This is a genomic window from Parabacteroides sp. AT13, from assembly GCF_002272965.1.
Classification (GTDB): Bacteria; Bacteroidota; Bacteroidia; order Bacteroidales; family Tannerellaceae; genus Parabacteroides; species Parabacteroides distasonis.
Map to the genome: position 1 here is coordinate 652,716 of NZ_NQMH01000002.1, position 13,679 is coordinate 666,394.

General features: G+C 51.4%; 10 protein-coding genes. 3 read left to right on the plus strand and 7 right to left on the minus strand.

Annotated elements, in window-relative coordinates; translation table 11 throughout:
• Window positions 1-10 precede the first annotated feature (10 nt).
• The 3 genes from CI959_RS17115 to CI959_RS17125 are packed head-to-tail and all read left to right on the plus strand — an operon-like array spanning window position 11 to window position 2,491.
• Window positions 11-886, plus strand: coding sequence for a carbon-nitrogen hydrolase (locus CI959_RS17115; RefSeq protein ID WP_057317106.1), 876 nt, complete (start codon window positions 11-13; stop codon window positions 884-886).
• Window positions 886-1,893 carry an aminodeoxychorismate synthase component I gene (locus CI959_RS17120; protein ID WP_057317105.1) on the plus strand — a complete coding sequence of 336 codons (1,008 nt, stop codon included), beginning with the start codon at window positions 886-888 and terminating at the stop codon, window positions 1,891-1,893. The genes CI959_RS17115 and CI959_RS17120 overlap by 1 nt, the downstream gene beginning before the upstream one ends.
• Window positions 1,877-2,491, plus strand: a complete 615-nt coding sequence (locus tag CI959_RS17125) for an aminotransferase class IV family protein (RefSeq protein WP_036630895.1) — start codon at window positions 1,877-1,879, stop codon at window positions 2,489-2,491. The genes CI959_RS17120 and CI959_RS17125 overlap by 17 nt, the downstream gene beginning before the upstream one ends.
• Window positions 2,492-2,592: 101 nt before the next feature.
• Here CI959_RS17125 and CI959_RS17130 read toward each other — a convergent pair whose 3' ends face one another.
• From CI959_RS17130 to CI959_RS17160, 7 genes are all read right to left on the minus strand, one after another.
• Entirely contained in the window at window positions 2,593-4,434 is a 1,842-nt protein-coding gene (locus CI959_RS17130) for a hypothetical protein (protein ID WP_057317104.1), read from the minus strand.
• 18 nt (window positions 4,435-4,452) lie between these two features.
• Entirely contained in the window at window positions 4,453-6,588 is a 2,136-nt protein-coding gene (locus CI959_RS17135; RefSeq protein ID WP_095231502.1) for a DUF5686 family protein, read from the minus strand.
• A gap of 4 nt (window positions 6,589-6,592) precedes the next feature.
• Window positions 6,593-8,086, minus strand: coding sequence for an NAD-dependent dihydropyrimidine dehydrogenase subunit PreA (preA, locus tag CI959_RS17140; protein WP_057317102.1), 1,494 nt, complete (start codon window positions 8,084-8,086; stop codon window positions 6,593-6,595).
• A gap of 14 nt (window positions 8,087-8,100) precedes the next feature.
• Complete coding sequence (locus tag CI959_RS17145) at window positions 8,101-10,617, minus strand: hypothetical protein (protein ID WP_057317101.1); 2,517 nt, start codon at window positions 10,615-10,617, stop codon at window positions 8,101-8,103.
• 21 nt (window positions 10,618-10,638) lie between these two features.
• On the minus strand, window positions 10,639-11,493 hold the full coding sequence (locus tag CI959_RS17150; protein ID WP_057317100.1) for a hypothetical protein: 855 nt from the start codon (window positions 11,491-11,493) through the stop codon (window positions 10,639-10,641).
• Window positions 11,494-11,501: 8 nt separating this feature from the next.
• A complete protein-coding gene (locus CI959_RS17155) occupies window positions 11,502-11,891 on the minus strand; it encodes a helix-turn-helix domain-containing protein (RefSeq protein WP_005862182.1) in 390 nt (129 codons plus the stop codon).
• A 180-nt stretch (window positions 11,892-12,071) separates the two neighbouring features.
• Window positions 12,072-13,676, minus strand: a complete 1,605-nt coding sequence (locus CI959_RS17160; protein WP_005862185.1) for a helix-turn-helix domain-containing protein — start codon at window positions 13,674-13,676, stop codon at window positions 12,072-12,074.
• Window positions 13,677-13,679 lie beyond the last annotated feature (3 nt).

Sequence of the window (13,679 nt, forward strand, 5' to 3'; positions counted from 1 at the left end):
CCAATTAAATATGAAAGTAGGATTAATACAACAAAAGAATACCGCTGACAGAGCGGCGAATATAGAGAAGCTAAAGGTAAATATCCGTAAGGCTGCCCGGGAGGGAGCGGAATTGGTCGTCTTGCAAGAACTGCATAACGGCCTGTATTTCTGCCAGACGGAAGATACGAGCATGTTTGACTTGGCAGAGACGATCCCCGGCCCATCGACGGAAACCTTCGGTGCCTTGGCGAAAGAATTGGGTATCGTCTTGGTGCTTTCCCTTTTCGAGAAGCGTGCCCCGGGCCTGTACCATAACACGGCCGTCGTCTTGGAGAAAGACGGTACGATCGCCGGGAAATACCGCAAGATGCATATCCCGGATGACCCCGCTTATTACGAGAAATTCTATTTTACCCCCGGTGATTTAGGCTTTGAGCCTATCGATACCTCTGTGGGGCGTCTTGGTGTGTTGGTTTGCTGGGATCAATGGTATCCGGAAGCAGCCCGTTTGATGGCTATGCGTGGCGCCGAGATGTTGATCTATCCGACCGCTATCGGCTGGGAAAGTAGCGATACGCAGGAAGAGAAGGACCGTCAGCTGGGTGCGTGGGTGACCATACAGCGGGGACATGCCGTGGCGAACGGACTCCCGGTCATTTCCGTAAATCGTACCGGGCATGAGCCGGACCCTTCGGGGCAAACGGGCGGTATCCGGTTTTGGGGAAACAGTTTGGCGGCCGGTCCCCAAGGTGAGCTATTAACCGTATTCCCGAATGACGAAGAGGAGGTACGTGTGATAGAGATCGACAAGACCCGTAGTGAGAACGTGCGTCGTTGGTGGCCTTTCTTCCGGGATCGCCGTATCGATGCGTTTGGTGGTTTGACAGAACGATTTTTAGTATAATGACCGAATACACGCAAGAAGAGGCCGTCTTCCGCATGAACGAAATGGGGAAAGCGGGACGGCCTTTCCTTTTTATCATTGATTATAAACGAGAGCGGATCTACGTGGAGAGTCCGGAAGAGATCGTTCCCTCCGAGTTATTGTACGACTTGAACGGCTTTACGAATGCGAATCACGAATGTAACTTGCGGGATTCCTCTCATCTTATATCCGGAGAACCTGTTGAATGGCAGCCCTCGTATGTTTCTTTCGAGGAGTATGCCCATTCATTCGAGACCGTTGCCCGGCATATCCATGCGGGTAATTCTTATTTGGTGAACTTGACATGCGCTACTCCGGTACATGCGAATCTCTCCTTAAAAGATATCTTCTACCAATCCAAGGCGATGTATAAGCTTTGGATGCGGGATCGTTTCGTGGTATTCTCGCCGGAGATATTCGTGCGGACGCGGGATGGTCTCATCTATTCGTATCCCATGAAAGGTACGATCGACGCTACGCTGCCCGATGCCCGGAGACGTATCCTCGATGATCCCAAGGAAGCGGCGGAGCATGCCACGATCGTGGACTTGATCCGGAATGACTTGAGTATCGTAGCCTCCGAGGTTTGTGTTCCCCGGTATCGTTATATCGATGAACTGCGTACGCATAACGGAAGTTTGTTGCAGGTCAGCTCTGAGATAAGAGGCCGGTTGCCGGAAGGATGGAACGGACATGTCGGGGAGATTTTGTTCAGCCTCTTGCCTGCCGGCTCCATCACGGGCGCTCCCAAGAAAAAGACCTTGGAGATCATCGCCGAGGCGGAAACCTATGAGCGGGGTTTCTATACGGGGGTGATGGGGTATTTTGACGGCCAAGATTTAGACAGCGCCGTGATGATCCGTTTTATGGAACAAGTCTCTCCCCATTCGTTTGTTTTCAAGAGCGGTGGGGGAATCACCTCTAAAAGTGATGTGAGATCGGAGTATAACGAAATGAAACAAAAAGTATATGTGCCCATCTATTGAGACCTTATCTGGGAGTCCGTTTGTGGAGACGATCCGTATCGAGAAGGGACGGATACATAACCTTCCGTACCATAATGCCCGTATGAACCGTACCCGCAGGGAGCTATTCGGAGCGAGAGAAGAAATTGATCTCGCGGGTTATATTCATCCGGGGCCTCATCAAGAACGTACCAAATGCCGGGTGGAATATACCCGCGAGGTCTTACAGGTAGAATACGTTCCTTACCGTATGCGTCCGGTTCATTCCTTGCGATTGGTTACATGCGATGAGATCGATTATTCCTATAAGAGTACGGATCGTCAATGCTTAAATGATTTATTCGCCCAACGAGGGGGACATGACGATATCCTGATCATCCGTGACGGTTTGCTGACCGATACTTCCATTTGCAATGTCGCCCTTTGGAATGGCACCTCTTGGATCACTCCCGCACGCCCTTTGTTATGTGGTACGATGCGTGCTTACTTATTGGATAAAGGCTTGGTACAGGCCGAGGATATCCCGGTAGAGGATCTGCCTAAGTATACCCGGATCCGTCTGTTTAACGCCTTGATCGGGTTCGGTGAAATCGATGAGATCACGCGTATATACGTATGACCCTACGCGAGTATCGGCGTGGCCCTGTGCCTATATAGGTAAGGGGTTACGCCGATATCCGTGTGGCCTCTTACCTATATAGGCATGAATCAAGGTGTTTCCTAGAACAATATATCCACCTCCATATTGCTGATCCATTCTACCGGACGGCCGGCCACCTTATTGCAAGTGACGGCGAATTTCAAGGGGAGGATAATTCCCAACGGGATGCGTAACCATCCCGGCATATTGAAATTATGGACACCGATCAGGGAACCTAGCTGGATACCGACCGAGGGAGCTACCAAGAAACGGGTCTCGTCATTACGGCGGTCTATACCCATCTCGAAATAACTATACAGGCCGAGGAAACGTTTCGGGGAAACGAATATATCCATGTTATAATTGGCGCCCGCCTTCACGTTCCAGTTCTTGATCGTGTAGGAGGAGGAAGGGGCGTGCATATAATAACCGGAGATCGTAGGGGATACCCAATGAGCGATGTCGCCCGGCTCCATGATCATGCCTTTCCCTTTCCCGAACTTATGCCAATTGATCATGCTGACGTTCAAGCGACCGCCATACGTCATGACACCATCCCGGTTGCTATGGATCGGCGTGCCGATCAGGAACATGAAGGAGTTGGCTACCCTCGACCGGATAAAGTTGCGGGTAAAAGGCTCTTGTACGATCAGCTGTAGCTCATCCTTGCGGTCGGCGACGGAAGCTTCCAAGGGGACGTCATCCAAATTCGTCCCGAAGGGGATCGGGAAATCCTTGATTACCGGGAAACGATCGTAGACGAACTGAGGTAGGTCGTCTCGTTCGGAAGGGATCTCGTTCAAGATATTCTCGTCTGATCCTTCCAAGGCATTCTGGTAGGCTTTCCAGACTTCTACGATAGACTCGCAGGTGGCGGTCACGACTTGGTAGAATACCTTCGTCTCCCGCTCGTAGCTATCGCCTTTCTCCAAGGAATAAGGATGTTTCTCCGTTACCCGGATATGCCGGTAATCATCGGCCTCGTTGTACTCCATCATGTTTTGGTTCAGACGTTTATCGCCGTAAGCACTCCATGTCTCGCCTTTTAGGTTAGCGGTCTGTACGGGGATGGTATTGTAGAAATCGTGCAGGCTCTTATTGTTGGATACGGCGGAGGCGGAGAAGCCCCTACGTACCATTTGGTGTCCGGAGGCGAAGGAGTCTTGTAGGAAATGCTCGGCGAAAGCCTCGTACATCGTGGCGTAGAACATAAGGTTGCTCGCCGTTTGCGTATCTCCTTTACACATCTCTTTGCCTGCCTCTTGTGCTAGATAGATGGCGAAGATGTGGATGCAGAAATACTTGCTCATGGAGGGCAACTGATTTAATTTATCGAAGACCTTGTTTACTTCCGAGGGGCGTTGAAGGCGGCGGATCAGCTCGGGGCCGATCATCTTCAGATGCTCGTTCAATCCCTTGCCATAGGCGTAGAAGTGGGAGAGGTCCTTGATCGCTAGGATACCGTAAGCCAGATTGATGTCGAGCAACTCCTTGCTGTTGGCTCCGGTGAGGAACTCGTTCATGGCTTGTGTCTCCAAAGCCAGCGTACGGTTCGTCTTGGAGAAATGGGTCTGCAGGCCTGTCTCCAAGAGCATGGGATTTTCCACATGGTCGCCGGCCAATCCGCAAAGCGTACCGTAGGTCACGATATTCGGCAACTGCGTCAGCTCATTCATGGCGTAGGCGTTCGAGCCGGGCATATGCGACATGTTGAGGATCTGCAGCAAGGCGCTATCGGCGACGGCCTCGTTGGGGAAGATCCCGTTTTCCACCAGATAACGTGGGAGAAGGCTCATGGCACGGTCGCCGATCTTACGATGCTCGGCGAAATCCCATGCGAAGGCCGAACTTGTTATTGCGCTGATACCCATAAGTAGGCATCCGCGGTGAAGAAGTTGTTTAATAGTGTTTCTCTTGTTCATATCTATACTTGTTTATAATTATCTGAATAACTCAAGTGCGAACTTCAACCCGACGCTTTGATACTTGAACTTCTCGAAGCCTAGGAAAAGCGCTATATGAAAAAGGTCGCTACCGATACCATACCCGAGCTCGCTGTAATTCGGCAATACGGGAGTCCATAGCTGGCTGAGGTAGAAACGTTCGGACACGAGGTATTTATGCGCCTTGGGATTGGGCTTGAGGAATCGCAATAGAATGAATGGGCTCTCGTACATGAGGTGCCCTTGAATATATTTGTCGGAGGCATTGCACCAATCCCCACCTAGATTATGAAAGATCCCGCCAAACCGGTCGCCCCAAGGCTCGGGGAAATAACGTTTGGCGAAATAGCTGAAATCGGCGAAGTACATGTTATGCTGGTTAAAAAAGAGTCCACCGCTTAGATTGTAACTCAGTCGTTCGGATAAGCCCAGCCGTACGGTCTGGTTCATGCCGGCCTCCATCCGCCAATAATTTCCCGTACAGCCGAGCAGGTCCGGTATGCTTCGTGCCAGCTCGATCCGGAAGGTCGGGTAATGGGAATGTAGGTACTCTTTCCGGTAACCGTCCATCCAGTAATATTGCCGGGGCGTGTAGGTAAGGCCGATAACCGGGGTGAACTCATTATGATCCTTTAGATCCAATCCGGTATCCTTATTCTTTTTCACGGGCGTACGATAGTGGTATGCGAGTCCGGCCGAGAGCCGGAAGCCGTTCATCAGTTCTATCTGGTTCATCAGCTTGGCATAGTAGTGCTGGAAATACTTCAAGTTGAGATCTTCGAAACGGATTGGGGTATCTTTTAGGATCTCGTTGATCTGGTGGATCACTTCGGAGGAATAGCTTTGGTTGTCATTGGCTATCGTGAGGTTGAGGATACCTTGACGCTCGGGGTGATACTCCCAGTCGGTTGTTAGCCGTAGGCGTAGCTCTTTCTCCTTGAATAGGAAACCGATCTCGGGGTGGAAGCGTAGCTGACGGTCATGCTCGAATGTCTTACTGATACGTGCTTCTTGCTTATAGGTGATCCCGTTGCTTCCGAAAGATAGCTGGAACGGGTTGAGAAGGCCGGAATACTTCACACGAGTACTCTTGTAATCCCTGTTGACCGTGCTGGTGAGCCGCTCGCCGAGTTGGAGGTAGCGAGTGAGAGCGCTGCTGTCCGCTTCCGTCCTCACCACGTTCGTTCCGGTGGTGTACAAGGCTTTCTCGTCGGTAGTGAGCGGCTTGTCCCTCCGGCTGTTCCAATAAGTGCTGTCTTGGGTAAAGGAGAGTGTGTCGGAGGTGATCGTATAGTATTGGGTTTGATCGAGCGAGTATAATTTCCTGCTCTCATGGTCTTCCTCTACCCAAGAGATCGATTTATAGCGGAAAGCGGCGTGGATGTCGCTCTCTATCCGGTTGCCTAGGGCATGGTAGCAGACTTGCAGGTCAGCCTCTTCCGGGAGGATGAAATGCTTCTCGTCACGGTTGAAACGTATGCTTAGGTTGAACTCGGAGAAAGAGGAGTGCCCTTGTATCTCGATACGGTCGATGGTCCAGAGTTCGTCGGTTACGTACAGGTTTCCGGATAGTAGTTTCTGGCTCCATTGGCGAGGGGTGAAACGGATGTTATACACAGGGATGCCGGAGATCGTGTCCGTGCCTTCCTGCCGAAACGTGTAATATTTGAAAGCATCGGGCGAGAGTGGCATGATGATTCCCTTATTGTAGATCGTGGGGGAGTAGACGTTCAAGTTGACGAATGAGGCTATCTCCTTGTAATGTCTTCCGGCGGCGAGATGGCTGCTGTTGATGGCTACGATCTTGTTGCGATAATGGTTGGGAGCGTCGTAGCGGGTGAGGCCGCTCATCTCGAAGAGAGCATCGCAGGGATGACGCTCTACTGGGAAGACCAGATAGGCGTATCGCAACAGCTTGTTCTTCCGGGGAACGTGCGTACGGCCTTTCACGTAGGTCTCCGCTTCATAGCTCTCGAGGACGTGCTCGTAGATGGGGGCTTGATGGATTACCTGCCGCATGATGGAGTCGGCTCGTGTGACGGGTGTCTTCTCTTGTGCCCGCAGGTCTGAATGGACTAGCGGGCACAGAAGAAGTATGGATAGTAGAATAAGGTGTCCCGTCTCGATCCTCATCCTGTCAATGTATGGCGAAGGTTGGGCATACTAATGCGCAAAGATGGCAGCCGACACATTTTTGCTCGTCTATCACCGGTTTGCGCATAGAGGTGAAACGGATAGCTTGATGTCCACCGTCGTTACAGGAAACGAAACAGCGTCCGCAGCCGAGGCATAGGCTGTTATCTACTGTCGGGCGGTGTATCTGCGTACGTTCCAGTTTCTCGGGGGGTACGATGTTCGGTAAAGCGATACCTATGAGGTCGGATAGGGTTTTATATCCGTTCTCTTGCATGAACAGTCGTAACCCTTCGCATAGATCGTCGATGATCCGGAAGCCGTATTGCATCACGGCGGTACATATCTGTAGGTTCGTGCAGCCTAGTAGCAGGAAATCGAGGGCATCCCGCCAAGTCTCTATACCGCCTATCCCGCTGATAGGCATCTTGCCGGCGGAAGGATCGCTCGCCAGCTCATGTATGAACCGGAGAGCGATAGGGCGCACGGCTTTCCCCGAATAGCCGGACACGCTGCTCAGTCCGCAGACAACGGGCCGGGCCGTAAGCGCTTTCTCATCGATACGGGTGATACATTTGATGGTGTTGATGGCGGCTATCCCGGTGGCTCCTCCTTCGTGGGCGGCGAGCGCCACGGGTGTCATCTGCCCGATATTCGGTGTCATCTTCGCTAGTATCGGCAGATGGGTACCCCGGCGTGTGGCGGCGGTGAACCGGCGTACCAGTTCCGGGCTTTGTCCTACGTCGCTGCCCATCCCTTCTTGCGTCATTTGTGGGCAAGAGAAGTTGCACTCAATGATATCGGCCCCAGCCTGCGTGGAATATTGGGCAAGCCGTGTCCACTCATCGTCTGTCCGTCCCATAATGGAGGAGATGATTAATTTGTCAGGATAGCGTTGCTTGAGGCGATAGAGAGTATCGAAATTCTCTTCGACAGAGGCTTCCGACAATTGTTCCATGTTCTTGAATCCGATGAAAGGCACGCCATCCACCTCCATTTGGTCGAAGCGGGGGGATACCTCATGGCTCGGATAGAATGATATCGTCTTGAAGCAGATACCGGCCCAACCGGCTTCGAGGGCCCGGACGCACATCTCGTAATTATGGGCTACGGGCGAGGAGGCCAGTATAAAGGGGTTGGCGCAGCGGACACCACAAAAGTCGATCGCCAAGTCCGGAGACGAAGTGAGGGGAGAACTATCCGTCGGGTTTGGCATATCTTGTAATTGCCGTACGATCTGGGTGATGGATATCGCCCGGTCGGTTCGTCCGCGGAGGCAGGCCTTCTCGCAAGGATGCCCGTCGCAATCCTTGCAGGCTTCCATCCGGTAGGCCCGGAGGATAGCTCCCGCTAGGTTGTCCATTTTACAGGCCTGCAGCAAGCGGCCCGGATCTAGTCCGGGCTTGCATGCCTTCGTGCAGACAGGGTCATCGCACAGATAACAGCGATTCGATTCTTCCGTTAGGAGGCGTTTTCTCTGGAGGAGGTTTGTCTTCATGGCTTCTAACTGTATTATCTTACTACTTTCTGTACTTTCCGGTAACGTTCGGTCACTACCTCCACGGTGTACAGGTGTCCGGGCAGGCTGAAGATTGCTTTTCCGGATACCGCTTGCTGGTGACCGGTTAACGTGCCGTTCATGCTGTAGACGTTGACGGTGGCTCCCGGCAGGCAATCTACCGTAAGCATGCCGTCGAGGAAGCGGATAGACAGGGGCTCGTCGGTCGTTACCTCCTCATTGCCAGTGGCGCTCACGTCACCTCGTACATAGGTGATGTTGTTGATGTCCCACGCCAATACGAAGGGTTTGTCGCTGTTTACCATGAAGGGAAAGGTGTCGGTGCCGAAGCTGATCTTCCGTTCGAGTAGCTTGGGGTAGTACTGGTCACGGAGCGTGTTCGACTTCTCGGCAGTGAGCAGATAGAGGGTGGATGAGAAGGACTCGGCTGTCTCTTCCGGCCTGACGTGCTTGTCCGTGCGTCGTATCTTCGAATAGGATGCGCTGATACCCTGCGAGGTTGTCGCCGTGGTCTGGTCTGTCCATTCCCAAGAACTTTGGTTCTCTAGTTGGAAGAAGGGGAATTTCAAATCCATAAGGCTGATGGCACCTTTGGTCTGACTGTCGGAGATTGTGCCGCTGGTTTCCAGCGTCATGTCGATCCGTTCGGAGTTGAGGCTGAAGTTGACGGACTTGCTGACATTTGGCTCGCTGGCGGTCATGGTGAGGATCTCACGGGCCTCCCAGTCTCCAAGTTTGCTTGGATTGTCTATGCGGAAAGGCTCTAGGTCGAGAGGCACTTCTACTTGTTTGATACTCTGCCGTGTCATGTAAGTATAGCTGAATATGGGCATTCGTACACTCTGTCTCCGGGTGGGGGAGAGGTATTCTAGGTCGCAACGGGTCAGAATGGGTACAGAGTAGAGGGCGATGGCCCGGTAGTCTGCTGTGTCGTTTGCTTCGAAGGTAACGGTGATGGACTCGGACTGGCTTGTTACTTCCTCGTGTTGTTTCTGGAAGGAGTATCCGCCGCCGAATGCTGCCGTGAGTTTATCCGTATGCGGTCCGAAGGAGCATTTGAGGTCGCTTTTATAGAGTCGGCTCACGGAGTTGCTGGTGCCCGATCCCATGGTGAAGGCAAGGCTTGAGGCTACGCCGAGGTCGCCGAACCACTCGTTATTATCCACTACCGTTGGAGGTGGTCCTTCGATGATGCCGACGAGGCGCACGAGATTGCGTAACTCGCTGTTGCCGAATAAGGCCTTCTCGTCGTTGAAAGAACTGCGTCTCTCCACGATCTCGTTAGATCGGATGGAGGCGACGTAGGAGTGCTTGAACCAGTGGTATGGTTGCTGGTTACCCCGCAGTAGATAGATATATTGCTTGTAGTAGAGTCCTCCACCGGGAGCTGTCTCAGTGGTAGGATCTGCCGCGGTGGCTACGGCCGTGTAGCCGTAGGGCAGGTCGGTGTAGATGGGTGCGTCGGCGGCGAAGCTGTTGCTACCGGGGTAGAATTTCTTTAGGAAGTGTTCACCCGTCCCTTTGCCATCATAGGAACAGTAGCTGAAGATTAGGGGATTTGAGGACGCTTTGTAGCCATTGGTATTGTCGGCCGCATAGCCTTCGATGTCAGCTTGGATGAGCTTGAGTGAGAAGGTCTTCGAGCGGCCTATGTCGTGATGTGCGTATTCTTCCCACTTGGAGGGCCATGTGTTATCCTTGCCATATTCGCCGCTGTAGCTGAATGCCTCGAAGGTACCGCTCTTGAGTCGGCCTACGATGAGTTTCTCCACGTTCTTTTTCTCGGTGTCGTCGTAGCCGTACCACGAGGTGGCGTCCCAGTGGTCGTCGGGATCGTATTCCATTGATATGCCTGTTGAGCCTTTTAGCTCGATATTATCGTGTCCGGCGTTGCGTACGGTGCCGCACCAGTCCCAGCCGCTGTTCAGCTCGGGATCACCGTATTGGTAGACTTGCAGTTTCTTGTTGGTGCGGCGGTGTAGGATGACGCAGATCTTGTCACGGTAGATGGTGGCGGCGAAGTTGGCGTAAGTTTTCCCGTCATCGAGCATACGAGTTTTCTTGTATTCTCCCTTTTTCATATCCACCTCGCCGATCCATATCTGGCCATTGGTATTATTCTTCCAGAGCACATAGAAGCGATTACGGTATACGATGAGTTCGGCATCTTGGTATACGCCGAACTCATTGAGACGGATCTCTTTTTTATTGGTTTCACCAATGGTAGATTGCTTCATTGTCTGGGTCTCGCCGTTCACCTCGAAAGCCGTGAGGCATACGGCTGAAGGTCCGTTATTATTTATGTAGACCCCGTAGAGCTTCCCTTGGTAGTATTGTGCGTCGGTGAAGCAGTAATAGGCACCTCCGTCTGATTCGTAATTGTGGAATTCTTTCACCTTATACAGTTCGGGATGTTGGCTGATCTGTGCCTTGACGGTGGTGGTAGAGGCGGTGATAAGCAAAAATACGGCGATCAGCCGTATAGCTTGTGCTTTGAGTGTCGTTCTCATGTATATATCTGTTTAAGAGGTTTAGAAACTGATATTGAATTGTAACTGTACGGACTGCCTCTTGCCGAAGCTCCCGTTTACTCCGAGCGAGATGTTGTCAGCGAGGAAATAGTTCACCCCGGCCAAAGCGTACAGCTTGTGACGGGCGTGGAAGGTCTCGTCGATACGAACGGTATAGTCCTCGCCGGCATATGTCTTGGTGAACTCGTACCGGTCTTTCATCGTGTAGTCCTTGTAGAGGATGCCGGCATAGAGCACGAAATTGCCCAGTGCGTATCCGGCCACCACGGGCACGGCCCACTCTAGGTAACGGCGGTTGAGGCTGAGGTCTCGCAAGGGGATGGTCTTGCCTTGGTAATACACCTCGGTGGTCATGTTATCGCTGTTGGCATAGCGCACGCCGGGTTGGGTAGACATGAAAAAGCGGTCGGTAAAGGCATAGCCGTAACCTAACCCTCCGCTGTAGATGGGTACCATGTTCTTGCTGAAGATGGTACTGCTTAGGTCGTCATCATCTCGGAAAGTCTCCTCGTGGGTGAAGTTGGTGGTACCGATGCCTGCCCACAGGCTGAGATTGTCCCATACACGATAGGAGAGGCGCAGGGAAATACTGTTCATGATGAGTCGGTGACTTACCGAGTGATTGTCCTCGTCGATTTGTTCGGAAGTCCAATTCTCCGGGTTTCCCATCTGCCCATCTTCATCCACGCCAAATGACGTGGTGGAGAGCCAAGGGGTACTGGTATCGTGACTTCCGTTGATCTGTAAGTTGAAACGTTTTTCCCCCGTAGGATATTTGTCTAAGGGGATCAATATATCCGCCTTGGCTTGATAGACAGTAAAAACGGATAAGAGTAGGAGTGTAAAATGTCTCATATCGCTATTTATTTAGTTGAATCATTTACGTTGTTATAATATAGGTTGGCGAAGTACTCGATGGGAGTGTTGCCCGTCACCTCCTTGAATTGGCGGTAGAAAGAGGTACGGGAGGTAAACCCAGCCGTCTTGTATAACTCCTGCGGCTCTTGTGTGAGGCACTTGGAAAATTCCCGTATGAGGTACTCTACCCGATAGATAGCCAGCCAGCGACTGAAGTTCATACCCGTCTGATTGTTCAAGGTAGAGGATAGCCGGGTACGGTTCGTGCAAGCGAGGTTGGCCAACTGGCACAAATTGAACTGTGGATCGAGATAAGGCTTCTTATCCTCCATGATTTGTAAGATGCGGGCATATAGCCTGCGTTCGATTAGGGATGGCTTTTGCTTTTCTTCCATATTGGTACTGTCTTAAGTAACCCGCATAAGAGGGACTTGCGAGGTCAAATATAGACAGTCCCATTTGGTAAATCAAGGGATGAGAAAAGATGCGAACGTATTGAAACTTGATCCGAACGATCTGGTACACCAAAGGCCGTAAAGCCCCTGCATCAAAGGCTAGACACGTACTTTAACAGATTATTTGCCGGTCTCTTTTCGTACGTTTCTGTATTGGTTGGGCGTAAGTCCGGTGACTTGCCGGAACTGCCGGAAGAAGGAGGTTCGGGAGGTGAAGCCTGATTCGGAGGCTAGTGCGGTGATGTCGCTGTCGGGACGTAGGGCGACGAGCGAAAGGAGGTGGTGTACCCTGTATTCAGCCAGCCAACGACTAAAGTTCATTCCCGTCTGCCTATTGAGGGTGGTGGATAGTTGTGTTCGGTTAGTACCCACTAGACGGGAGAGGGTCACAAGGTCGAGATTAGGATTTAAGAAAGGCTTTTGCTCTTTCATAACTGATAGGATTCGTTGATATAGGAGATTATCAGCTTTTGTTGTGACCTCGGTGTTTGCCTCTGAATGATCTGGTAACTTTATTTGTGGCCGGGAGATTAGCGGAAGCGGATCGTGTATTAGCAACCAAGCCGCATGATGGCTTATCAATAAATCGAATAACTGGCGTAGGCGACGGCGATGATTTCTCCACCAAAGGTATCCTCCGGTTAGGATAGCCATGAGCAAAATAATGACTCCGGTAAGGATATACTGGATGAGCCGTGCCTGTTCCGCTTCCGCCTTCTGACTTTTTAAGCGGGTGGATAATAGTTCGTTTTGCAGGCTTTCGCTGATCATCTTTCTGCGTATGTTCATTTGCTCTTGGGCATAATGGGATTGTAGGGAGTCTGCCCGGTTTGCCTGTTGGATGGCTTCCGATTGATTTCCGGTCGCATAATGGCATTCGGACAACATACGTGCCACACGCACCTTATATTCCTCGATATTGTCTTTGTTCCTCAAGAGAGGCGTGGCGACATTATTGAATGAGACTCTGTCTAATTCCTCCAATACGGATAGTGCCTCTTTGTTTTTTCCATGTTTCCGGAGAGAGACGGCGTATTCCATGAAGAGTTGATATTGCAGATAGCTGATCGTGTGTATTTGGTGTTTCGCCTGAAAGTGGCGGATATCGGTAATGCATCGTTGGGTCCATTCCTCCGCTTCGGCGGTCTTTCCCGTACGGCTTAATGCTATAGCTTTTACTAAGTGAGGAGAGCTTATCACTTTATATTTCAAGTTCACCAATGCTGAATCCGCATAGATGAGTGCTTGGGGATATAATCCACATTCAAGACAAGCGCTAGCCGCCGTGATATACCAGTTTTGAGGATTTATATATGCATATTTTCGTGCCTCGTTTATCCATCGCTCGCATTCTGCGGGTTGGCGTATCTGTGCGTGAAGAAATGCCATACGCAGGTGATTCATGAGAAGGTGCTTGTCTTTTATGCGGATGGCATAAGGTTTCATGCGGTCGAGTAGCATTCTCGCATGGGCCGTGTCCTGTAATCTGCAATAGCGGGTGTATATGATTTGGCGGGTTGCCAGCAAAAGCGAGTCATTCCCTATTTCTTGGGCATGGGTTTCTATCTCTTCGCATAGCTGGTCGTTCAAGGGACCGCTCAACAAAGAATAATCATTCAGTTGCGCTATTTGCTGATCCAATTGCTGCTTGGGTGGAAGAAGAGAGTGGGAGTCGCAGGCGTAAAGGACTGACAGTAGGAATATGTAAAGTATGCTTGTTTTCATGAT